General features: G+C 72.4%; 21 protein-coding genes. 12 read left to right on the top strand and 9 right to left on the bottom strand.

Translation table 11 applies throughout. The features are described 5' to 3' along the window. The first annotated feature begins 68 nt into the window (after positions 1-68). Positions 69-1,088, top strand: a complete 1,020-nt coding sequence (ligD, locus tag ABZY31_RS05565; protein ID WP_356405111.1) for a non-homologous end-joining DNA ligase — start codon at positions 69-71, stop codon at positions 1,086-1,088. A 109-nt stretch (positions 1,089-1,197) separates the two neighbouring features. After that, positions 1,198-1,449, top strand: a complete 252-nt coding sequence (locus tag ABZY31_RS05570; protein WP_356405299.1) for a WhiB family transcriptional regulator — start codon at positions 1,198-1,200, stop codon at positions 1,447-1,449. 194 nt (positions 1,450-1,643) lie between these two features. Here ABZY31_RS05570 and ABZY31_RS05575 read toward each other — a convergent pair whose 3' ends face one another. From ABZY31_RS05575 to ABZY31_RS05585, 3 genes are all read right to left on the bottom strand, one after another. Beyond that, on the bottom strand, positions 1,644-2,615 hold the full coding sequence (locus ABZY31_RS05575; protein ID WP_356405112.1) for an acyl-ACP desaturase: 972 nt from the start codon (positions 2,613-2,615) through the stop codon (positions 1,644-1,646). 184 nt (positions 2,616-2,799) lie between these two features. Next, positions 2,800-4,446, bottom strand: a complete 1,647-nt coding sequence (locus tag ABZY31_RS05580) for an ATP-binding cassette domain-containing protein (RefSeq protein ID WP_356405114.1) — start codon at positions 4,444-4,446, stop codon at positions 2,800-2,802. 210 nt (positions 4,447-4,656) lie between these two features. Continuing rightward, positions 4,657-5,073, bottom strand: coding sequence for an SsgA family sporulation/cell division regulator (locus ABZY31_RS05585; RefSeq protein ID WP_356405116.1), 417 nt, complete (start codon positions 5,071-5,073; stop codon positions 4,657-4,659). A gap of 338 nt (positions 5,074-5,411) precedes the next feature. Between ABZY31_RS05585 and ABZY31_RS05590 the strand changes: the two genes are divergently transcribed. After that, entirely contained in the window at positions 5,412-6,494 is a 1,083-nt protein-coding gene (locus ABZY31_RS05590; protein WP_356405118.1) for an oxidoreductase, read from the top strand. 49 nt (positions 6,495-6,543) lie between these two features. Here ABZY31_RS05590 and ABZY31_RS05595 read toward each other — a convergent pair whose 3' ends face one another. After that, positions 6,544-6,843: a YciI family protein gene (locus ABZY31_RS05595; protein ID WP_356405120.1), complete on the bottom strand. Its 300-nt coding sequence runs from the start codon at positions 6,841-6,843 to the stop codon at positions 6,544-6,546. 25 nt (positions 6,844-6,868) lie between these two features. On the opposite strand from ABZY31_RS05595, the gene ABZY31_RS05600 reads away from it, so the two are divergent. Beyond that, positions 6,869-7,546: an endonuclease V gene (locus ABZY31_RS05600; RefSeq protein WP_356405122.1), complete on the top strand. Its 678-nt coding sequence runs from the start codon at positions 6,869-6,871 to the stop codon at positions 7,544-7,546. 43 nt (positions 7,547-7,589) lie between these two features. Here ABZY31_RS05600 and ABZY31_RS05605 read toward each other — a convergent pair whose 3' ends face one another. Beyond that, a complete protein-coding gene (locus ABZY31_RS05605; protein WP_356405124.1) occupies positions 7,590-8,900 on the bottom strand; it encodes a saccharopine dehydrogenase NADP-binding domain-containing protein in 1,311 nt (436 codons plus the stop codon). 95 nt (positions 8,901-8,995) lie between these two features. Here ABZY31_RS05605 and ABZY31_RS05610 point away from each other — a divergent pair, with 95 nt between their 5' ends. The 5 genes from ABZY31_RS05610 to ABZY31_RS05630 all read left to right on the top strand — a co-directional run bounded on the left by ABZY31_RS05610 (position 8,996) and on the right by ABZY31_RS05630 (position 15,304). Continuing rightward, the gene (locus ABZY31_RS05610; protein WP_356405126.1) at positions 8,996-9,388 is read left to right on the top strand and encodes an MmcQ/YjbR family DNA-binding protein; all 393 of its coding nucleotides are present in this window, start codon (positions 8,996-8,998) and stop codon (positions 9,386-9,388) included. Between the two features lie 125 nt (positions 9,389-9,513). Beyond that, the gene (locus tag ABZY31_RS05615; RefSeq protein ID WP_356405128.1) at positions 9,514-10,671 is read left to right on the top strand and encodes a CaiB/BaiF CoA-transferase family protein; all 1,158 of its coding nucleotides are present in this window, start codon (positions 9,514-9,516) and stop codon (positions 10,669-10,671) included. A gap of 5 nt (positions 10,672-10,676) precedes the next feature. Continuing rightward, positions 10,677-11,819, top strand: a complete 1,143-nt coding sequence (locus ABZY31_RS05620; protein WP_356405130.1) for an acyl-CoA dehydrogenase family protein — start codon at positions 10,677-10,679, stop codon at positions 11,817-11,819. A gap of 51 nt (positions 11,820-11,870) precedes the next feature. After that, on the top strand, positions 11,871-13,085 hold the full coding sequence (locus ABZY31_RS05625; RefSeq protein WP_356405132.1) for an acetyl-CoA C-acetyltransferase: 1,215 nt from the start codon (positions 11,871-11,873) through the stop codon (positions 13,083-13,085). Positions 13,086-13,132: 47 nt separating this feature from the next. Continuing rightward, a complete protein-coding gene (locus ABZY31_RS05630; protein ID WP_356405134.1) occupies positions 13,133-15,304 on the top strand; it encodes a 3-hydroxyacyl-CoA dehydrogenase NAD-binding domain-containing protein in 2,172 nt (723 codons plus the stop codon). 3 nt (positions 15,305-15,307) lie between these two features. On the opposite strand, the gene ABZY31_RS05635 is transcribed toward ABZY31_RS05630, so the two are convergent. Then, positions 15,308-15,994 (bottom strand): 1,4-alpha-glucan branching protein, encoded by a 687-nt coding sequence (locus tag ABZY31_RS05635; RefSeq protein WP_356405136.1) that lies wholly within the window; start codon positions 15,992-15,994, stop codon positions 15,308-15,310. Positions 15,995-16,016: 22 nt separating this feature from the next. After that, a complete protein-coding gene (locus ABZY31_RS05640) occupies positions 16,017-16,745 on the bottom strand; it encodes a MerR family transcriptional regulator (RefSeq protein WP_356405138.1) in 729 nt (242 codons plus the stop codon). A gap of 176 nt (positions 16,746-16,921) precedes the next feature. Between ABZY31_RS05640 and ABZY31_RS05645 the strand changes: the two genes are divergently transcribed. Next, positions 16,922-18,754: a long-chain fatty acid--CoA ligase gene (locus ABZY31_RS05645; RefSeq protein WP_356405140.1), complete on the top strand. Its 1,833-nt coding sequence runs from the start codon at positions 16,922-16,924 to the stop codon at positions 18,752-18,754. A 73-nt stretch (positions 18,755-18,827) separates the two neighbouring features. On the opposite strand, the gene ABZY31_RS05650 is transcribed toward ABZY31_RS05645, so the two are convergent. Then, on the bottom strand, positions 18,828-19,226 hold the full coding sequence (locus ABZY31_RS05650; protein ID WP_356405142.1) for a VOC family protein: 399 nt from the start codon (positions 19,224-19,226) through the stop codon (positions 18,828-18,830). Between the two features lie 93 nt (positions 19,227-19,319). Here ABZY31_RS05650 and ABZY31_RS05655 point away from each other — a divergent pair, with 93 nt between their 5' ends. Beyond that, positions 19,320-20,318, top strand: a complete 999-nt coding sequence (locus tag ABZY31_RS05655; protein ID WP_356405144.1) for a YafY family protein — start codon at positions 19,320-19,322, stop codon at positions 20,316-20,318. Between the two features lie 93 nt (positions 20,319-20,411). On the opposite strand, the gene sph is transcribed toward ABZY31_RS05655, so the two are convergent. Continuing rightward, the gene (sph, locus tag ABZY31_RS05660; protein WP_356405146.1) at positions 20,412-21,452 is read right to left on the bottom strand and encodes a sphingomyelin phosphodiesterase; all 1,041 of its coding nucleotides are present in this window, start codon (positions 21,450-21,452) and stop codon (positions 20,412-20,414) included. 130 nt (positions 21,453-21,582) lie between these two features. Between sph and ABZY31_RS05665 the strand changes: the two genes are divergently transcribed. Further along, positions 21,583-22,476 carry an oxygenase MpaB family protein gene (locus ABZY31_RS05665; RefSeq protein ID WP_356405148.1) on the top strand — a complete coding sequence of 298 codons (894 nt, stop codon included), beginning with the start codon at positions 21,583-21,585 and terminating at the stop codon, positions 22,474-22,476. Positions 22,477-22,510 lie beyond the last annotated feature (34 nt).

The following is a 22,510-nucleotide window of genomic DNA, read 5'->3' on the forward strand; positions in this document are numbered from 1 at the left end:
ATTCTGCGGTGGTACGTCCATGCCCGCCCGGTATGCGAGGTGAGCCGGGCGCGCCTACCGTGGCGCACATGGGTGCTGCGGGCAATGCGATCGAGCTGGAAGCGGGCGGGCGGACGGTACGGCTGTCGAGCCCGGACAAGATCTACTTTCCGGAGCGCGGCCTGACCAAGCTGGACGTCGCGCGCTACTACCTGGCCGTGGCGGAGGGCATCACGCGCGCCCTGCGGGACCGGCCGACCACCCTGGAGCGCTACCCGGACGGGGTGGAAGGGGAGTCCTTCTTCCAGAAGCGCGCGCCGAAGAACCTGCCCGAATGGATTCCGACCGCCCACATCGCCTTCCCCAGCGGGCGGACGGCGGACGAGATCTGCCCGACCGAACCGGCGGCCGTGCTGTGGGCCGCGAACCTCGGCTGCCTCACCTTCCACCCGTGGCCGGTGCGCCGCGGTGACACCGACCGCCCCGACGAGCTGCGCATCGACCTCGACCCGCAGCCGGGGACCGACTACCACCACGCGGTGGCGGCGGCGCACGAGCTGCGCGCGCTGCTGGAGGAACTGGGCCTGCGCGGCTGGCCCAAGACCTCGGGCGGCCGGGGCCTGCACGTCTTCGTGCCCATCGAGCCGCGCTGGACGTTCACCGAGGTCCGCCGCTGCGCGATCGCCCTCGGCCGGGAGCTGGAGCGCCGGATGCCGGGGAAGGTCACCACGGCCTGGTGGAAGGAGGAGCGGGGCGAGCGGATCTTCGTCGACTACAACCAGACCGCGCGCGACCGCACCATCGCCTCGGCCTATTCCGTCCGCCCCCGCCCGCACGCCCCGGTCTCGGCACCGCTGCGCTGGGACGAGGTCGACGCGGCCGAGCCGCGGGACTTCGACATCGTGACGATGCCCAAGCGCTTCGCCGAACTGGGCGACCTCCATGCGGACATGGACGACCACGCCTTCAGCCTCGACGCCGTCCTGGAGCTGGCGGAACACGACGAACACCACCGCGGCATGGGCGACATGCCCTACCCCCCCGACTACCCGAAGATGCCGGGCGAACCGAAGCGCGTCCAGCCGAGCCGGGCCAGACCGGCGGAGTAAGCGCGCCCCGGCGCGTCCCCGCCGGCGCACGACGGCGCGGGCCGATGAACGGTGTTGATCGGTCGTTGATCGGACGTACAGCGGGCGCGGTGAGGATCACCGCATGTCGATGAACACGAGCGAACGCACGACGACGGCGGCGACGGACGTCTCTTGGTACGAACTGGCCCTCTGCGCGCAGACCGGTCCCGGCTTCTTCTTCCCCGAGCCGGGGTCCTCCCTGCGCGACGCGAAGCGGCTGTGCGGTGCGTGCGAGGGGCGGGTGGCCTGCCTGGAGTACGCCCTGGCCAACGACGAGCGCTTCGGTGTCTGGGGCGGCCTCTCGGAAGGCGAACGCCACGCACTGCGCTCCCGGGGCTGACGCGCCGGCCGCCGCGCGCACGGCCGCCCCGGGAGCTTCTGCCCGGGGGTCGGCCGGCACCCGGCCCGGCGTGCCGCGTAGACCCGGCCCCCTGGGCCCGGCCCCCTGGGCCGGTCGCGACGATGCCCCGGCGGCGCGGGGCTCTGCCGGGGCATCGTCGTCGTTCCCGAAGCGGGATCAGGCCGTGCGGGTCATCAGGCCTTGCGGGCCGCGATGCGCGCCGCGCGCGCGGCGAGGCGCTCGTCGAACTTCTTGGCTTCGGCGTCCAGGCCGTCCATGTACATGCCCAGCTCTTCCTGAGCCTTCCGGCCGTCGGCGCCCAGGCCGTCGATCTCCATGACCTTGAGGTAGCGGAGCACCGGGCTCAGCACGTCGTCGTGGTGGATGCGCATGTTGTAAATGCCGCCGATGGCCATCTGCGCGGCGGCCCGCTCGAAGCCCGGCATGCCGTGCCCCGGCATCCGGAAGTCGACGACCACGTCGCGCACGGCCTGCATCGTCAGGTCCGGGGCCAGCTCGAAGGCGGCGCCGAGCAGGTTGCGGTAGAAGATCATGTGCAGGTTCTCGTCGGCCGCGATGCGGGCGAGCATCCGGTCGCAGACCGGGTCGCCGGACTGGTGGCCGGTGTTGCGGTGCGAGATCCGGGTGGCCAGCTCCTGGAAGGCGACGTACGCCACCGAGTGCAGCATCGAGTGCCGGTTGTCGGACTCGAAGCCCTCCGACATGTGCATCATCCGGAACTCTTCGAGCTTGTCCGGGTCCACGGCGCGCGACGCGAGCAGGTAGTCGCGCATCACGATGCCGTGGCGCCCCTCCTCCGCGGTCCAGCGGTGCACCCAGGTGCCCCAGGCGCCGTTGCGGCCGAAGAGGGAAGCGATCTCGTGGTGGTAGCTGGGGAGGTTGTCCTCGGTCAGCAGGTTGACCACCAGGGCCGTGCGGCCGATGTCGGTGACCTTGGACTGGCCGACCCGCCACTCCTCGCCGTCCTCGAAGAAGCCCGGGAAATTGCGGGCGTCGCTCCACGGGACGTACTCGTGGGGCATCCAGTCCCTGGTCACCTTCAGGTGGCGGTTCAGCTCTTTCTCCACCACCTCTTCCAGCGCGAACAGCAGCTTGGCGTCGGTCCACGCCTCCGAGCTGCCGAGGTGGGGAGAGGTGATCGTCACGGGTGCTCCTGGGGACAAAGCGAATACCTACGGTTCCGTAGCCTACGAACCCGTAGGTTAAGCGCGCCGTGAAGAGGAACCAAGCCCCACCCCGGGGGGTGGTTGGTTACGTCCGGTTATGTATGCAGTTGAAGGGGGTGCCAGGGCGTGGAAAGTCCACCGGAAGGTGGTCCCCCGTCGCCGCTCAGTCCTGCCACATCGACGCGCGGACCTCCTCCGCCGTGGTCGGGCGCAGCTCGCCGTCCAGCAGCAGCCACCGGGTGATGCCGATCGACTCCAGGAACGGCACGTCGTGACTGGCGACGACCAGGGCCCCCTCGTACGACTCCAGCGCCTGCGTCAGCTGCGCCACGCTCGCCAGGTCCAGGTTGTTCGTCGGCTCGTCCAGCATCAGCAGCTGCGGCGCCGGCTCCGCCAGCAGCAGCGCCGCGAGCGCCGCCCGGAACCGCTCGCCCCCCGACAGGGTGCCGGCCGCCCGGTCCGCCCGTCCGCCCCGGAAGAGGAAGTGCGCGAGCCGCGCGCGGATCCGGTTGTTCGTGGCCTCCGGAGCGAAGCGCGCCACGTTCTCCACCACCGACCGCGTGTCGTCCAGGACGTCGAGCCGCTGCGGCAGGAAGCGGGCCGGTACGTGCGCCACCGCCTCCCCGGCCACGGGCGGCAGGTGCCCGGCCACCGTGCGCAGCAGGGTGGTCTTGCCCGAGCCGTTGCGCCCGACCAGGGCGATCCGCTCCGGCCCGCGCAGCTCCCATTCGCCCGGAACCGCCACCGCGCTCGCATGCGCGAGGCGCAGTCCGCGCAGGGTCAGCACGCCGCGCCCGGCCGGAACCCGCGTGGCGGGCAGCTCGATCCGGATCTCGTCGTCGTCGCGCACGGCCTCCACCGCCTGGTCGAGCCGCTCGCGCGCCTGCGCGAGCTTCTCGGTGTGCATGATCCGGTGCTTGCCGGCCGACACCTCGGCCGCCCGTTTGCGCTGGCCCATCACGATCTTGGGCTCGCGCTTGGTGTCGTTCATCTTCTGGCCGTACCGCTTGCGCCGGGCCAGTTTGAGGTGCGCCTCGGACAGTTCGCGCTTCTGGCGCTGTACGTCGGCCTCCGCGACCCGGACCAGGCGCTCGGCGGCGTCCTGCTCGGCGGCCACGATCTCCTCGTACGCGCTGAAGTTCCCGCCGTACCAGCGGACTTCGCCCTCGCGCAGTTCGGCGATCTGGTCGACCCGGTCCAGCAGTTCGCGGTCGTGGCTGACCAGGACCAGGACGCCGGTCCACGACTCGACGGCGGCGTAGAGCCGCCGGCGGGCCCGCAGGTCCAGGTTGTTGGTGGGTTCGTCGAGAAGTAGGACGTCCGGCCGGGCGAGGAGAAGGGCGGCCAGCCGCAGCAGGACCGACTCGCCGCCGGACAGTTCGCCGACCGTGCGGTCGAGGCCGATCCGGCCCAGGCCCAGCTGGTCGAGGGTGGCGGTCGCCCGCTCCTCGACGTCCCAGTCGTCGCCGACCGCAGTGAAGTTGGCCTCGGTGGCCTCGCCCGCCTCGATGGCGTGCAGGGCGGCGCGGGCGGTGGCGATCCCGAGGGCCTCGTCCACGCGCAGGGCGGTGTCGAGGGTGACCCCCTGGGGGAGGTGGCCGACCGTACCCGCCGCGGAGATCTGGCCGTCGCCGGCGGCCAGTTCGCCCGCGATCAGTTTCAAGAGGGTGGACTTGCCCGAGCCGTTGAGGCCGATCAGGCCGGTGCGGCCGGGGCCGACGGCGAGCTGGAGCCCGTCGAAGACCGGGGTCCCGTCGGGCCAGTCGAAGGAGAGGTCGGAGCAGGTGACGAACGTAGGGGAATGGCTCATGGAGGCCTCCAGGTTGCGTGAATGGTGCGGTGCAACGCGGGGAGACAGCCGGCGCGAGCGCTCCTGGCGGAGGGCTTGCGGGATCGGTGTCTCGGACCTCAGAAGAGCAACGTCCTACTCCGTTTCGACGGCGATGGGGCGTCTACGAAGCTACGGGGGGCCGTGGCCGCCCGCAAACGATTTTGTCGCCGGGCGTGGAGCCCCCGGGCCTCAGCAGGAGTCGCGCATCAGCTCGGCCAGGCTGTGGTCCACGTCCAGGTACAGGTGCTCCAGGCCGGGCGGAACCACGGCCGCGGCCCGCTCCAGGAAGCGGTGCAGCTCCGAGGACGCCATCAGGACGATCGCCACGCCTTCCGGAGCGTGGAACTCCACCACGGTCCGGCCCGATCCGTACGGCCGCACGCGTACGTCCCCGTGCCCGCAGGGGCGCTCCAGCCCCGCTTCCAGCAGCTCTCGGGCAAAGGTCCACGACACCTCGACGCCCTCCAGGGTCGCCGGGGCGGGGAAGGCCATGCGGACGGCGAAGGGATCCGAGCGGTCGTAGTGGAAGGTGACGGGGACGGTCTCGACCTTCGGGGCTGTGGCGACCAGACGGGCCTGCACGGCCTGCTCGATGATGGTGATCAAGGCTCGCTCCCTTGCGGCGGATCGGTTGCCGGGCTCTGGCTGGGGCCCGGCAACCGGATAGACGCGGGAAAACGCCAATCCGTGCATGCGGGGAAGGCGTGAGCTGTGTCACCGAATGGCCGGAACACGGTGGTGTGATCACACAGCCGGTCCGTGGCGACCGTGGCACGCATAGGGAGCGGTGTGCTGCCGTGACGCGCTGGAGGGGTCAACTAAGGCCGGTTTCCGCTCACTCCACCGGCCCAGGGGATCACCCGTGTGCCCGAACGGGCACCCTGCGTGCTCATCGGTCGAGGCACCCTGGACGGCCGTTGCCGGGTGCGTTAGCTTCCGGCGCCATGAGACTTCTGGCAGTTGGCATGTGCGCGGCAGCCCTGGTCGGGGTACTGGCCGCCCCCGCCGCGGCGGAGCCCGGTGGCCTGGCGGCCTTCGGAGCGGCTCCCGGCTGGGCCCTCAAGGACACCGGTACGGACGCCCGCTTCCGGGGGCTCGCGGCGGTGAACCGCTCGACGGCCTGGGTGTCCGGGTCCCAGGGCAAGGTGCTGCGCACGGTGGACGGCGGCCGCACCTGGGGCGACGTCTCGCCGCCCGGCGCCGCGGGACTGGAGCTGCGCGACATCGAAGCCTTCGACGCGCGCCGGGCCGTGGCCCTGTCCATCGGCGAGGGCGAGGACTCTCGGGTCTGGCGGACCGAGGACGGCGGGGCCGGCTGGACCGAGGCCTTCCGCAACCCCGACCCCAAGGCCTTCTACGACTGCCTGACCTTCTTCGACCCCGCCCACGGACTGGCCGTGAGCGACCCGGTCGACGGCAAGTTCCGGATCCTGTCCACGGCGGACGGCGGCCGCAGCTGGCGGGTGCTGCCCAGCGCCGGGATGCCGGACGCCCTGCCCGGTGAGGCAGGGTTCGCCGCGAGCGGGCAGTGCCTGGTCAGCGCGGGCCCGGCCGACGTCTGGCTGGCCACCGGCGGCGGGGCGAGCGCCCGGGTGCTGCACTCGGCGGACCGCGGGCTGACGTGGAGCGCGGCCGACTCCGCCGTTCCGGCGGGCGATCCGGCGAAGGGGGTGTTCGGGCTCGCCTTCCGCGACCGCGCGCACGGTCTGGCGGTGGGCGGCGACTACCGGACCGGCCAGGCGTCCCCGCGGGCCGGGGCGGTCTCCGCCGACGCGGGCCGCACCTGGCGCCCGTCGGACGCGCCGCCGCCCGGCTACCGCTCCGGGGTGGCCTGGGTCCCGTACACGCGGACGGTCGCCCTGGCGGTCGGGCCGACCGGCACGGACGTCACGCTCGACGCCGGCCGCAGCTGGCGGCCGCTGGCCCCGGGCTCCTTCGACACGGTCGACTGCACCGCCGACCTGGCGTGCTGGGCTGCGGGCGAGAAGGGCCGCGTGGCCCGCCTGGAACCGGGCGGCCGGGGGTAGCGGCCCCGGTCACGGCACAGACAGCCAGGGCAGCGCCCCGCGGCAGCCGCTACGCCCGGGGCGCTTCGCGGACCGCGGCCAGGTCCGCCGAGGTCTTCGTGGCGATGAACTCCGTGATCCGGTAGGCGCAGACGCCCGCCACGGTGAAGGGGTCCTCGGCGGCGATCCGCTCGGCCTCGGCGCGGGAGACGCCGCCCGCCAGGATCACGCCGCCTTCGCGCGGGACCTTGCGGCCCGACGCGAGGAAGACGCCCGAGGCGTAGTAGCCGTCCAGCCACGCGAGGTGCGCGTCCATGACGTCCTCGACGGCTTCGATGGGCGCGGTGTAGGACAACTCCATGACGAACATGATCGCCAGGCTACCCTCGCACCTCATGACGAGTGTGCAGACCCCCGCGGACGAGACCGAGGCCCGGGCGATACAGGACGAACTCCGCCACGGGGTGGTGCTCGACGAGGCCGGCCCCCCGGTCGGCCGCGGGCGGGTGACCGGGGTCGACGTGGCGTACGACGACGCGCGCGACCTGGTCGCCGCGGCGGCCGTCGTCCTCGACGCCCGCACCCTGGAGGTCGTCGAAGAGGCGACCGCCGTGGGGCGCGTGAGCTTCCCGTACGTCCCGGGCCTGCTCGCCTTCCGCGAACTGCCCACCGTGCTGGCCGCCCTGGACGCGCTGGCCGCGGACCCCGGGCTCGTCGTCTGCGACGGCTACGGACTCGCGCACCCCCGCGGCTTCGGCCTCGCCTGCCACCTCGGGGTGGTCACCGGGCTGGCCACCATCGGCGTCGCGAAGAACCCGTTCACCTTCACCTGTGAGGAACCGGGCGCCAGGAGGGGGGACGCCTCCCCCCTGCGCGCAGCCGACGGGACCGAGGTCGGCCGGGCGCTGCGCACCCAGGACGGGATCAAGCCCGTGTACGTGTCCGTGGGGCACCGGGTCTCCCTCGACAACGCCGCGGCGCACACCCTGGCCCTGAGCCCGCGCTTCCGGATCCCCGAGACCACCCGGCACGCGGACGCCCTCTGCCGCCGGGCCCTGCGCGAGGCGGGCTGACCGGCGCGTCAGGGCTCGGAGTGCGCGCCGGGGGCCTGCGGCCTCAGAGCGCGCGCTCGTCCACCACCCGGAAGCGGATCCCCGCCTTCTGGAGCCGTTCCAGCAGCGCGTCGCCCATCGCCACCGCCGTGGTCACCTGGCCGGAGGTGGCCGGGAGCCGGTCGTACGCGAGGCACAGGGCCGACTCCGCGAGCATCTTGGCCGTCTCCCCGTAGCCCGGGTCACCGCCCGCGACCTCGGTGAACACCCGCCGCCCGCCTCCCGCGCCCACGAAGCGGACCGTGAACCAGCTGCGGGCCCTGCGCTCGGCGTCCGGACCCCGCCCCGGCTCCCAGAGCCCCGAGAGCCAGTTCCGCACGGCCGGGATCTGGGCCAGGGCGACCGTCGCGCCGACCACCCCCGCACCCGCCACCGCGACCGGCAGGTGCCGTACGGATGCGTAGTGCCGGTAGCGGAAGTCTGGACCGTAGCGCTCCAGCGCCGCCGCGGAGCGCGCCACCACCCGCGGATCCAGGGTCGGCAGCGGCAGCGCCCACGTCCCGGTCTCCCGGCTGTAGCGGGGCGCGCCGACCGGGCCCCGCGTCCGGCGGGCCGACTGCCGGGGCTCGTGCAGCCCGCGCGCCCGCGCGGCGGCCAGGGTCTGCGGTCCGCGCCCGAAGGCGCCGAGCGCGGAGGCCAGGGTGCCGCCGGAGAAGGCGGCCTGCGTGCGCAGGAACCCGTCCACGGTCAGCGGTACGCCCTCGGGCAGCTGCCGGACGGTGAAGTACGCGCCGAGGTCGGCCGGGACGGAGTCGAAGCCGCAGGCGTGCACGATCCGCGCGCCGCTCTCCCGCGCCCGCGCGTCGTGCTCGACGTACATCCGGTCCACGAACTCCGGTTCGCCGGTGAGGTCGAGGTAGTCGGTGCCGCTCTCGGCGCAGGCGGCGACCAGTTCGGCGCCGTAGCGGATGTACGGCCCCACGGTCGTGGCCAGTACCCGTGTGGAGGCGGCGAGTTCGCGCACCTGCCCGGGATCTGCGGCGTCGGCGCGCAGCAGCGGAAGGTCCGCGCAGCGGGGGTCGAGGGCGGTGAGCCGCTCACGCAGCCGTTCGAGTTTGGCGAGGTCCCGTCCCGCGAGGGCCCACCGGCATCCGGCGGGCGCGTGCGCGGCGAGGTAGGCGGCGGTGAGGGCTCCGACGAAGCCGGTCGCCCCGAAGAGCACGACGTCGTGGTCCCGTTCGGCGCGTCGCCGGGGCTGCTCGGGCTGCTGGTCCGGCTGCTGGTGCGGCTGCGGGTCCGGCTGCTGATCCGGCTGCTGATCCGGCTGGTCCTCCGGCGGTTCTGGCGCGATCTGGCTGCTGTTCCGGCTGTTCATCACCGCTCCTCCCGACTGCTGTCGGTCGCTGAGGCTAGCGTGAGGAACGGCTGTCCGTACGAGCAGGTGCGACCTGCGGTGAGTGGGAGGCGACGATGAAGGCTGCGGTGCGCACGTGGGAGGCGGTCCGGGAGTTCGCCCTCGGGCTGCCCGAGGCGGTCGAGGAGCACCCGTGGGGCCCGGAGGACTCCGTGGTGAAGGTCAACAAGAAGATCTTCGTCTTTCTCGGCAACGCGGACGGCCCCGAGCCGCCCGGTCTTTCGGTCAAGCTCAAGGACGAGGCGCTGCACGGCCACGCGATGACCGCGCCGGGCGCCGCGCCCACCGGGTACGGACTGGGCCGCTCGGGCTGGGTCACCGTACCGCTGGGGGAGAAGGGGTCGCCGGGCGCCGAGGTGGTGTGCGAGTGGGTGGAGGAGAGCTACCGGACCGTGGCCCTCAAGCGGCACGTGAAGGCGCTCGACGAACGCTCCGGAGCCGGGGAGTAGAACCTTCCTAAGCGCTTGCTCGGCAGACCGCCCCCAGGGGCTTGTGTTCGGCGGGGCCCCTTCCTAGCATCACTGGTGTTACATCAGTTGTGTCACACAGGGGTACCACGGATGCTGGGGGCTCGATGGCAGTGACCGCGATGACCGGGACGGCGATGACAGGGACGCCCACCGGCCCGCTGGCCGGCGTGCGCGTCGTCGAGCTGGCGGGCATCGGCCCCGGGCCGTTCGCCGCCATGCTCCTCGCCGACCTCGGCGCGGACGTCGTCCGCGTGGACCGGCCCGGCGGGGGCGGCCTGGCCGTCGACCCGGCCTACGACATCACCAACCGCAACAAGCGCTCCGTGCTCCTGGACCTCAAGTCCGCCCGGGGACCCGCCCGCGTCCTGGACCTGGTCGAGCGGGCCGACGTACTCATCGAGGGGTTCCGCCCCGGGGTGGCCGAGCGGCTCGGCGTCGGCCCGGCCGAGTGCCACGCCCGCAACCCCCGGCTGGTCTACGGCCGGATGACCGGCTGGGGCCAGGAGGGCCCGCTCGCCCACAGCGCCGGGCACGACATCGCCTACATCGCGGTCACCGGCGCCCTCGGCATGATCGGCAACCCGGACGAGCCGCCCGCCGTCCCCGCCAACCTCGTCGGCGACTACGCGGGCGGCTCCCTCTACCTCGTCATCGGGGTCCTCGCCGCCCTCCAGCACGCCCGCGCCACCGGGACCGGCCAGGTCGTCGACGCGGCGATCGTCGACGGCACCGCGCACCTCACCTCGATGATCCACGGCATGATGGCGGCCGGCGGCTGGCAGGACCGGCGCGGGGCCAACCTGCTCGACGGCGGCTGCCCCTTCTACGGGACCTACGAGACCTCCGACGGCGGGTACATGGCGGTCGGAGCGCTGGAGCAGCAGTTCTACGACACCTTCACCGACCTGCTCGGCATCAAGGATCAGGCACCCGCCCGCAAGGACCTGGCCCGCTGGGGCGAACTGCGCGAGGCCGTCGCCGCCCGCTTCAGGACGCGCACCCGCGCGGAGTGGACCGAGGTCTTCGACGGTACGGACGCCTGCGTGGCCCCCGTGCTCTCGCTGCGGGAGGCACCGGCCCACCCGCACCTCGCCGCCCGCGGCACCTTCACCGATGTCGGCGGGATCACCCAGCCCGCCCCCGCCCCCCGCTTCTCCGCGACCCCGGCCGCCGTGCACAGCGGCCCCGCCCTGCCGGGCGCGCACACCGCATCCGTGGCCCGCGACTGGGACGTCCCGGCCCTGACCGAGCAGGAGGACTGAGACCCGTGGAGCGACGGATCTTCGAGCCCGAACACGAGACGTTCCGCGAGAGCGTGCGCACCTTCCTTGCCAAGGAGGTGCTGCCGCACTACGAGCAGTGGGAGAAGGAGGGCGTCGTCAGCCGCGATGCCTGGCGGGCCGCGGGGCGCCAGGGCCTGCTGGGGCTCGCGGTGCCCGAGGAGTACGGCGGCGGCGGGAACCCCGACTTCCGCTACTCCGCCGTCATCGCCGAGGAGTTCACCCGGGCGGGCGCCCCCGGGCTGGCCATCGGCCTGCACAACGACATCATCGGGCCGTACCTCACCTCGCTGACCACCGACGAGCAGAAGCGCCGCTGGCTGCCCGGCTTCTGCTCGGGCGAGACGATCACGGCCATCGCGATGACCGAACCGGGCGCGGGCTCCGACCTCCAGGCCATCCGGACCAGCGCCGAGGACCGCGGCGACCACTGGGTGCTGAACGGCTCCAAGACCTTCATCTCCAACGGGATCCTGGCCGACCTGGTGATCGTCGTCGCGAAGACCACCCCCGAGGGCGGGGCGCACGGCCTGTCCCTGCTGGTGGTGGAGCGGGGCGCCGAGGGCTTCGAGCGCGGCCGCAACCTCGACAAGATCGGCCAGAAGGCGCAGGACACCGCCGAGCTGTTCTTCCACGACGTCCGCGTGCCCAAGGAGAACCTGCTCGGCGAGCTGAACGGCGCCTTCGTCCACCTGATGACCAACCTCGCGCAGGAGCGGATGGGCATCGCGATGGCGGGCATCGCCGCCGCCGAACACCTACTGGAGATCACCACCGCGTACGTCAAGGAGCGCGAGGCCTTCGGGCGGCCGCTCGCCAAGCTCCAGCACGTCCGCTTCGAGATCGCGGAGATGGCCACCGAGTGCGCCGTCACCCGCACCTTCCTCGACCGGTGCATCGTCGACCACGCGAACGGCGAGCTGGACGCCGTCCACGCCTCGATGGCCAAGTGGTGGGCGACCGAACTGCAGAAGCGGGTGGCCGACCGCTGCCTCCAACTGCACGGCGGATACGGCTACATGAGTGAGTACCGGGTGGCGCGGGCGTTCGTCGACGGCCGCATCCAGACCATCTACGGCGGCACGACCGAGATCATGAAGGAGATCATCGGCCGTTCCCTGCTCGGCTGACCGGCACCTCCCCTCCCCGCCCGACCATCGAACCCTCGAAAGGCCTGACCAGTGAGCACCGAAGCGTACGTGTACGACGCGATCCGCACCCCGCGCGGCCGCGGCAAGGCCAGCGGATCCCTGCACGGCACCAAGCCGATCGACCTCGTCGTCGGCCTCATCCACGCCCTGCGCGAGCGCAACCCCGGCCTGGACCCGGCCACCATCGACGACATCGTGCTCGGCGTCGTGGGCCCCGTCGGCGACCAGGGCTCGGACATCGCGCGGATCGCGGCGATCGCCGCCGGACTGCCGGACACCGTGGCCGGCGTACAGGAGAACCGCTTCTGCGCCTCGGGCCTGGAAGCCGTCAACCTGGCCGCCGCCAAGGTCCGTTCCGGCTGGGAGGACCTGGTCCTCGCGGGCGGGGTCGAGTCCATGTCCCGCGTGCCGATGGCCTCGGACGGCGGCGCCTGGTTCAACGACCCGATGACGAACTGGGACGTCAACTTCGTTCCCCAGGGCATCGGCGCCGACCTGATCGCCACCATCGGGGGGTTCTCCCGGCGCGACGTGGACGAGTACGCCGCCCTGTCCCAGGAGCGCGCCGCCGCCGCCATCAAGGACGGCCGCTTCGCCAAGTCCGTCGTCCCGGTCACCGACCGCAACGGCCTGGTCGTCCTGGACCACGACGAGTTCGTCCGCCCGGGCACCACGGCCGACAGCCTGGCCCGGCTCAAGCCCTCCTTCGCGGACATCGGCGACCTCGGCGGCTTCGACGCCGTCGCGCTGCAGAAGTACCACTGGATCGAGAAGATCGACCACGTCCACCACGCGGGCAACTCCTCCGGCATCGTCGACGGCGCCTCGCTCGTCGCGATCGGCTCCCGCGAGGCGGGGGAGCGCAACGGCCTCGCGCCGCGCGCCCGGATCGTGTCGGCCGCCGTCTCAGGCTCCGAGCCCACCATCATGCTCACCGGCCCCGCCCCGGCCACCCGCAAGGCCCTTGCCAAGGCCGGACTGACCATCGACGACATCGACCTCATCGAGATCAACGAGGCCTTCGCGGGCGTCGTCCTGCGCTTCGTCCAGGACATGGGCGTCTCCCTCGACAAGGTCAACGTCAACGGCGGCGCCATCGCGCTCGGCCACCCCCTCGGCGCCACCGGCGCGATGATCCTCGGCACCGTCATCGACGAGCTGGAGCGCCAGGACAAGCGCTACGGCCTCGTCACCCTCTGCGTCGGCGGCGGCATGGGCGTCGCCACCGTCGTCGAGCGCCTCTGACCGTCCCTGTCCCCGGCACACCCCTTTCTCACACGGAAGTAGCGAACATGAGCGAGTCCACCACGATCCGCTGGGAACAGGACGAGACCGGCGTCGTCACCCTGGTCCTCGACGACCCGAACCAGTCCGCCAACACGATGAACCAGGCCTTCAAGGACTCCATCGCGGCGATCGCCGACCGCGCCGAGGCCGAGAAGGACTCCATCCGGGGCATCGTCTTCACCTCCGCCAAGAAGACCTTTTTCGCGGGCGGCGACCTCAAGGAGATGATCCGCCTCCGTCCCGAGGACGCGCAGCTCGCCTTCGACACCGGCACCGCCATCAAGGCCTCCCTGCGCCGGATCGAAACCCTCGGCAAGCCCGTCGTCGCCGCCATCAACGGCGCTGCCCTCGGCGGGGGTTACGAGATCGCGCTCGCCTGCCACCACCGCGTGGCGCTCGACGCCCCCGGCTCCAAGATCGGCCTGCCCGAGGTCACCCTCGGCCTGCTCCCGGCCGGTGGCGGCGTGACCCGCACCGTGCGCCTCATGGGCATCGCCGACGCCCTCCTCAAGGTGCTGCTCCAGGGCACCCAGTACAACCCGAAGCGCGCCCTGGACAACGGCCTCGTCCACGAACTGGCCGCCACCCCCGAGGAGATGCTCGCCAAGGCGCGCGCCTTCATCGACGCCAACCCGGCCTCGCAGCAGCCCTGGGACGTCCCCGGTTACCGGATCCCGGGCGGTACGCCGGCCCACCCCAAGTTCGCCGCCAACCTCCCGGCGTTCCCGGCCAACCTGAAGAAGCAGCTGAACGGCGCCCCGTACCCGGCCCCGCGCAACATCCTGGCCTGCGCCGTCGAGGGTTCCCAGGTCGACTTCGAGACCGCGCTGACCATCGAGGCCCGCTACTTCACCGAGCTGGTCACCGGACAGACCGCGAAGAACATGATCCAAGCGTTCTTCTTCGACCTCCAGGCCGTCAACTCCGGCGCCAGCCGCCCGCAGGGCATCGCCCCCCGAAAGGTCCGCAAGGTCGCCGTCCTCGGCGCGGGCATGATGGGCGCGGGCATCGCGTACTCCTGCGCCCGCGCGGGCATCGAGGTCGTCCTCAAGGACGTCAGTGCCGAGGCGGCCGCCAAGGGCAAGGCCTACTCCGAGAAGCTGCTCGACAAGGCGCTCTCCCGCGGCCGCACCACCGAGGCCGAGCGGGCCGCACTCCTCGCCCGGATCACCCCCACGGCCGACCCCGCCGACCTCGCGGGCTGCGACGCCGTCATCGAGGCCGTCTTCGAGGACACCTCGCTGAAGCACAAGGTGTTCCAGGAGATCCAGGACGTCATCGAACCCGACGCGCTGCTCTGCTCCAACACCTCCACCCTGCCCATCACGGGACTCGCCGAGGGCGTCTCGCGCCCCGTGGACTTCATCGGCCTGCACTTCTTCTCGCCCGTCGACAAGATGCCGCTGGTGGAGATCATCAAGGGCGAGCGCACCGGTGACGAGGCGCTCGCCCGCGCCTTCGACCTGGTCCGCCAGATCAACAAGACCCCGATCGTGGTCAACGACTCGCGCGGGTTCTTCACCTCACGGGTGATCGGCCAGTTCATCAACGAGGGCGTCGCGATGGTCGGCGAGGGCATCGAGCCCGCCTCGGTCGAGCAGGCGGCCGCCCAGGCCGGATACCCGGCGAAGGTGCTCTCCCTGATGGACGAGCTGACCCTGACGCTGCCCCGCAAGATCCGCAACGAGACCCGCAAGGCCTTCGAGGACGCCGGACGCGACTGGGCGGAGCACCCGGCGGACACCGTCATCGACCGGATGGTGGACGAGTTCGGCCGCCCCGGCCGCAGCGGTGGCGCGGGCTTCTACGACTACGACGAGACGGGCAAGCGGGCCGGGATCTGGCCGGGCCTGCGCGAGCACTTCACCAAGCCGGGCACGGAGATCCCGTTCACCGACATGAAGGAGCGGATGCTCTTCTCCGAGGCCCTGGACACCGTCCGCCTCTTCGAGGAGGGCGTGCTGACCTCGGTCGCCGACGCCAACATCGGTTCCATCATGGGCATCGGCTTCCCGGCCTGGACCGGCGGCGTGATCCAGTACATCAACGGCTACGAGGGCGGCCTGCCCGGGTTCGTGGCCCGCGCGCGCGAGCTGGCCGCGGCCTACGGCGAGCGGTTCGCCCCGCCCGCCCTCCTGGTGGAGAAGGCCGGGCGCGGCGAGACCTTCACGGACTGACGCTCAGCGCTCGATGCGGGCGTCGGGCGCCGGGGGGCCGAAGGACAACGAGGCGAAGACCCCCCGGTGCGCGGCGCCGTCCGGCGCGCTCCAGCCCGCGAGGAGCCCTTCGGGGCCCGCGTCGGAGCCCGGAGCGGCGTCGGCCGGCCGCAGCACGCGCGTCACCTCCAGCCGTGCGCCGCCGGGCAGCAGGACCTCCGTCCCGCCCGGCCCGTCGGCCACCAGCGGCAGCTCGTCGGCGGGGAACTCGGCGACCTCCGGACCGGCGTACACCGCGGTCACGGAGGGTTCGGGGGTGTTGCTGACGCTCTGGTGCTGGGCCTGCGCGCGGCCCTGGATCAGGGCGAGCAGCCGGTCCACGCAGACCGGGTCGTGCGCGCCGTCGTACACCCAGCGGCGCCCGAGCACCCCGTGCTCCGAGGTCCCGATCAGCCCCGCGTCGGCGCCCTCCAGCGGCGCCCCGCGATAGGTGACCGGCAGGTGGTAGGTGACCGGCCGCTCGCCCGCGGTGTCGGTGAGCACCATGAACTCGATGCCCACCTCGCCCTGCGGATCATCGAGCCGGAAGCCGCCGGCCCTGGCCGGTTCCGGGGGCCGCCCGGCCGCGAGGTACCAGGGCCGCCCGGGCAGCCACGCGGCGAGAAGCTCCAGCTTCCCGGGGTTCATCGAGGTCTTGTGGATGATCGCCATGGCAAAAAACTACCCCCGTCTTCTACTCCGAGACGAAGGCCGCCCGCAGCTCTTCCTTCAGGGACCGCTGAAACGCCGTCACCAGGGCCTGCACGACCATCGGTTGCATGTGGGCGGACAGCGACTTCATCGCCTCCACCCGCTCCGGATCGCTCTCGCCCTCGGTGAACGGCCCCCACACCTCGTCCCGGAACAGGGCGGTCAGCTCGTGCGCCGCCGTCCGCGCGTGCTCCAGCAGCACGGTGCGCGCCGAGAGGATCGTCTCGTGCGCGATCGGTACGTCGAGCAGCGCGACCCCGAGCCGCAGCAGCCCCACGTCCACCCGGAAGGCGCCCGGGTCCGGCGTCGGCGCCAGCACGTTCATCGCGCTCAGCCGCCGCAGGTCGGAGTCCGACAGGGGCCGCCCGGCGCGCTTCTCCAGCTCCTCCCGCGAGGACTCCAGCGCCGCGTCCGGGGCCCAGGTCGCCACCAGCGCCCGGTGGATCGCCAGATCGTGCGCGCTCAGGTCGTCGGGCAGCGCGTCGAGGTAGCGCTCGATCGCCGACAGGGTCATCCCCTGGTGCTGCAACTCCTCGATCAGGGCCAGCCGGGAGAGGTGCTCCGGCCCGTAGTGGCCGACCCGACGGGGTCCGATCACGGGAGGGGGCAAAAGGCCGCGGGTGCTGTAGAAACGTACGGTGCGGACGGTCACGCCCGCCCGGGACGCCAGCTCGTCGACGGTGAGCGTGGGCTCGGGCGCCTGGGTGGTCATGGTCTCCGCCTCGCTCTCTGCACAGCACGTCAGCACGTCGGCACGTCAGTACCCGGCACCTCAGCACTTCAGCACCTCAGTACGCCGGCACCTCAGCACGTCTCTGATGCGCGCCACCGTTCGTGTTCAACAGTATTGCTGTCGCACCAACGATGTGAAACGGCCAGGAGCTGCCCATGACCACGAACCTGCGACTGCCCGGACCGCCCGACGGGATCACCCTGCCCGCCCTGCTCGCCCGCAACGCCACCGACCACCCGGGCCTCCCCGCCCTCTCCTGGCGCGAGGGGCCCGGCTGGACCACCCTCAGCTGGTCCGAGGCGCGCCGCAAGGTCGGCGTCCTCGCCGCCGGATACGCGGCCCTCGGCGTCGGGCGCGGCGACCACGTCCTGATGATGATGGGCAACCGCCCCGAGCACTGGCTCAGCGACCTCGCCCTCGTCCACCTCGGCGCCGTCCCCGTGACCGTCTACGGGACCTCCGCGCCCGAGCAGGTGGCGCACATCGCCCGGCACAGCCGGGCCCGCGTCGCCGTCATCGAGGGCGCCCGCGAACTCGGCCGCTGGGAGCCCCTGCTGGGCGACCCGGACGTCCCCCTGGAACGCCTGGTGGTGGCCGAGGCCGCCGACGCGGGCGCGCACGGCACGTACGGCTCCCTGTACGCGAGCGGCGCCCGGACCTTCCGCTCCGACGCCTTCGAGAAGGCCTGGCGGGAGGCCCGCCCCGAGGACCCGCTGACCGTCGTCTACACCTCCGGGACCACCGGCGACCCCAAGGGCGTGCGGCTGAGCCACCGCAACCTCATGCTCCAGACCGTCCGCCTCGACCGGCACACCGAACTGCCCGAACACGCCGAGCACCTCTGCTACCTGCCCTTCGCCCACATCGCCGAGCGGGTCCTCGGGATCTACCTGCCGCTGCTGCGGGCCGCCCACGTCCGGCTGTGCGCCGACCCGACGGCCGTCGCGGGCGCGGTCCGCGAACTGCATCCGGTGCAGTTCTTCGGGGTGCCCCGGGTCTGGGAGAAGCTCGCGGCGTCCGTACGGGCCGTGCTGGCCCGGCTGCCCGCGGAGCAGCAGAGCGCCATAGCGGCCGCCAACGACCTGGCCCGGACCCGCGCCGCACACCGCGAGCGCGGCGAGGAGGTGCCGGCCGCCGTCGAGGCGGCCTACGGCCGGGCCAAGGAGCGGGTACTGGATCCGCTGCTGGTCCTGGCCGGGCTGGACCGGCTCGTCTGGACGGCAAGCGCCACTGCGCCGATGCCGCTGGACGTGGTCCGCTTCTGGGCGGGCTGGGGGATCACCATCATGGACGCCTGGGGACTGACCGAGACCTCCGGCGTGTGCACCGTCAACAGCGCCGACGGCTTCCGCCTCGGCTCGGTCGGCCGGCCGATCGAGGGCCTGGAACTGAAGCTCGCCGAGGACGGCGAGATCCTCACCCGGGGCGCCACCGTCTTCGACGGCTACCTGCAGGCGGACGGGACGGTGGAGCGCGCGAGCGACGCCGATGGCTGGTTCCCGACCGGGGACATCGGCCGGCTCGACGAGGACGGGTTCCTCTGGCTGACCGACCGCAAGAAGGAACTCATCATCACCTCGAACGGCAAGAACGTCTCGCCCGCCCTGGTGGAGAACACCGTCAAGGAACATCCGCTGATCGGCCAGGCCCTGGTGCACGGCGACGGCCGCTCCTACCTGGTCGCCCTGCTGGTCCTGGACGCCGAGATGGCCCCCGCCTGGGCCGCCGCCCACGGCATCGAAGCCACCGGCCCCGAAGAACTGGCCGCCCATCCGGCCGTCGTGGCGGAGATCGCCCGCGCCGTCACGGCCGCCAACGCCCGCCTCAACCGCACCGAGCAGATCAAGCGCTACCGCCTGCTCACCGGCGAATGGGGCCCGGACTCGGGCGAGCTGACCCCGTCCCTGAAACTCCGCCGCCGCGTCATCCGCGAAAAATACGGCTCCCTCCTCGAAGCCCTCTACGAGGACCCGCCGGGCGCGGCGTAACGGCGACCCCGCGACCGCGTTCACCGGGAGCCCTGGGATCTCAGGGCTCCCGGGTGAGCGGGTTCTCGTGGCGTCAGCGCGCGAACTTTTCGATGGCCGCCGGGGTGACGGGGGTGAAGAAGTTGACGAGGTTGCCGTCGGGGTCACGCAACAGCAGCGACCGGTTGCCCCAGGGCATCGCCGTGGGCTCGGTGACGAAGTCGGTGACGAAGCCGGTCAGGTCCTGGTGAAGGCGGTCCACGTCGTCGACGAGGAACTCCGTGATCACGCTGTGGTTGTCCGCCGGGCGGGCGGAACCCGGGGCGAACAGCGGGACGGTGCGGGTGCCGGCGATCGCGAGGGCGGCGCCCGCGGTCCTGAGTTCGGCGAAGTCTTCGGTGGCCCACGTCGCCCGCGCCCCGGTGGCCCGCTCGTAGAACGCGACGAGGCGCGCTACGTCGATGGTGATGATGCGGATCGAGACGAACTCCATGGGGATCTCCTTGGCTGTGCCGACGGCGTGCACTGCGGAGGCTAGGAGAAATAGAGGACAGAATCGGTCCTGTATTCGCGTTAGGTTGTGCCCATGTCCCGACCCACTCGACCCACTGCCCGCGTGCTGACACTCCTGGAGCTGCTGCAGTCGGGCGGCACCCGGACGGTGGCCGAACTGGCCGACCGGCTCGGCGTCGAGGGGCGCACCGTGCGGCGGTACGTGGACCAGCTGATCGAACTGGACCTGCCCGTGGAGTCGGTGCGCGGCCGCTACGGCGGGTACCGGCTCGCCCGCGGGCACCGCTTGCCTCCGCTCATGCTCAGCGACGACGAGGCGCTGGCCGTGCTGCTCGGCCTGGTCGCCGGCCGCCGGGCAGGGCTGACGACCGCGGAGCGCACGGCGAGCGAGACGGCATCGGCGAAGATCCGACGGGTGCTGCCCCAGCACGTCGCCCGTCGGCTCGACACACTCCTGGAGGCCCTCGCCTTCACGGACCAGCCCGGCGAGTTCGACACTCCGGACGCCGGGGTGCTGCTCACCATCGCCGATGCGGTGCGCCACCGCCGACCGGTCTCGATCCGCTACACCGACCGCGACGGACGGCGCAGCGAACGCACGCTGCACGCGTACGGGATCGTCGCCCATGCGGGCCGGTGGTACGTCACGGGCAAGGACGCTCAGATCGGCGAGGACCGGACCTTCCGGCTCGATCGCATCGCAGACGCGCGCGCCCTGCCCGGCGCATTCGAAGCGCCCGCGGGTCCCGGTCCGGCACAGCGCGTGTTGTCTGCGTTCGCCACGGCCGAGTACCGGCATGAGGTGACCTTGCGGATCCACGGGACGGTCGAACAGATCCGCACCCGCCTTCCCGCCGGCGTCGCGACCTTGGAGGAGCACGAGCCCGCGGCAGACCAGGACCGGGCGACCGAGCGCTGGCGGCGCGTCGAGCTGCGGGCGGAGCGCCTCGACTGGTTGCCTCCGGTACTCGCCTCGCTCGACCGGCCGTTCGTCATCGAGCGCCCCGACGAACTGCGCGACCTCGTCACCGCGCTCGCGGACCGCCTCGCGTCCTACGCCCGCCACGCCTGATCCGCGAGGAACCGATGTCACGTGGAGCAACCCGGTCACAGGCGTCGGCGCCGCGCGGTCCGGGCCGCGGCCGGCCCGGACCGCGGGGGTGGGCTACGAGCCGATCAACGGGTAGTGGTCCGAGAGGTTGGTGTAGGTGTAGGAGGTGCCCCAGCTGGAGACGGTCCAGGGGGCGGACTGCTCCTTGACCACGGTGTTGTTCCAGTTCGCCGGGCGGGCGTTGCCCTTGCGGTACAGGACGTAGTCGAGGTCCTCGCGGGGGTCCGTCGGGTAGCGGTAGTTCGCTATCGAGTTGGTGGCCGTGTCGAAGGAGTACGGGTGGCCCGTGCGGGAGTCGGCGCCCGCGAGGTCCGCGTCCGCGAGCATGGAGGCGTACTCCGGGCTGCGCGAGTCGACGTTCATGTCGCCCGCCACGATGACCTGTTCGCCCGCCGGGATGTTCTTGGCGTCCAGGAAGGCGTCGATGTTCCGGAACTGGCGGCTGCGCATCTGGGCCGCCTCGCCCGCCTTGCAGCCCGAGTCGGTGGACTGCGCGTGGGTGCCCACCACGTGCACCCTGGCGCCGTTCACGTTCAGGACGACGTAGGCGAAGCCCTTGTTGGACCACCAGTCGGAGCCGCAGGCGTCCTTGTAGACGTACTGCTCCTTGCGCAGGACCGGCCACTTGCTGAGGACGGTGACCCCGCCGTCCTCCGGGGTCGTGGAGGTGTACGCGCCGCCCGTCGCGTCCCAGCCGTCTTTGCTCCGGCCGACCACGGGGGTCTGGTAGGGGTACTGCGCGGCCGCGTTCGCCTTCAGGGCGTCCGAGGTGCCGTTGTCGAAGGCCTCCTGGAGGACGACCACGTCGTGGCCCTGGAAGAAGGCCGCCTTCGGGATCTCGCGGGCCCGGAGGTCCTGGCCCCAGTTCGGGTACAGGCTGGTGCTCATCAGGAAGGTGTTGTACGTCAGCACGTTCAGCCGGGGCGCGGCGGCGGAGGCGGACTCCGCGGCCGGGGCGGCGGAGGCTGCCGGGACCGCGGTGACGGTGAGCGCGAGGGCCGCGAGCGCGCCGACGGCCGCCGCGGCGGCCCTGGCGTGAGGCGCGCGAGGAGTGCGAGGAGCGCGAGCGGTGGGGCGGTTCGTGCTGGGCAGCATGAGGACTCCATCGTTCCTGCGGGGGGAAGATCGGCTGCGCCATCACATCATCTGCAGTTACCTCTGGGTAACACCCAGGACAAGACTTTCCGACGGGGGAGGGGACTTATCGCGCTCGCATACTGGAGTCATGAGCACCACGCGCGCCACCAGCACCGGAAGCCACCCGGACCCCCGTGGTCACATCGCTCCGCCACCGCCCGGCGGGGTGCTGTGGACCATCGCCGGAGACGTCCGCGCGCTGCTGATGCTGCCGCCCGCCTTCACCATGCAGGTGGCCCACCCGGCGATCGGCGCGGGCGTGGACCAGTACTCCGTCTTCCGCAGCGACCCCTGGGGGCGGGGCGAGCGCTCGCTCCGCTCGGTGCAACTGTGGGTGTACGGCGGCGAGGAGGCGGCCGAGGAGGGGCGCCGCGTCCGCCGGCTGCACCGGGGGATCCAGGGCACCGACACCCGCGGGCGGCGCTACCACGCCCTCGACCCGGCCTGCTACTCCTGGGTGCACGCCTCCGGCTTCCCGGTCTACCTCCACGCCGCCCGCTACCTCTTCCGCGCCTTCACGCCCGCCCAGGAGCGGGCCCTCTACGCCGAGTGGCTCCAGGTCGGCCGGATCCTCGGCATCCACGACCGCGACATGCCGCAGACGATCGAGGAGTACTGGCCGCACTACCACCGGATGCTGGCCGAGGAGATCGAGTCCACCCCGGTCGCCCGCGAACTGGTCGCCACCGACGCGGCGCTGCCCCGGCCCACGGGCGGACCGCTGCCCGTGCGGATCCTCACCCGGCTCGCCTGGCCGCTGCTGCGGACCCTCTTCCTGCGCTTGCGCGCCTTCGCCACCGTCGGCTACATGCCGCCGGAGGCGCGGGCCGCGATCGGGCTGGAGTGGAGCCCGGCCCAGGAGCGCAGGCTGCGCCGGTTCAGCGCCGTCGTACGGATCGTCGTACCACTGCTGCCCGAGCGGCTGCGGTACCTGCCGGTGGCCCGCCAGGCCCGGGCACGGTGGCGCGCCGCCGCCCGCTGAGGGGCGACGGCGCGCGGGCCGCCGTAGGAGCCGG

This window comes from Streptomyces sp. NPDC006529 (genome assembly GCF_040611795.1).
GTDB lineage: Bacteria > Actinomycetota > Actinomycetes > Streptomycetales > Streptomycetaceae > Streptomyces.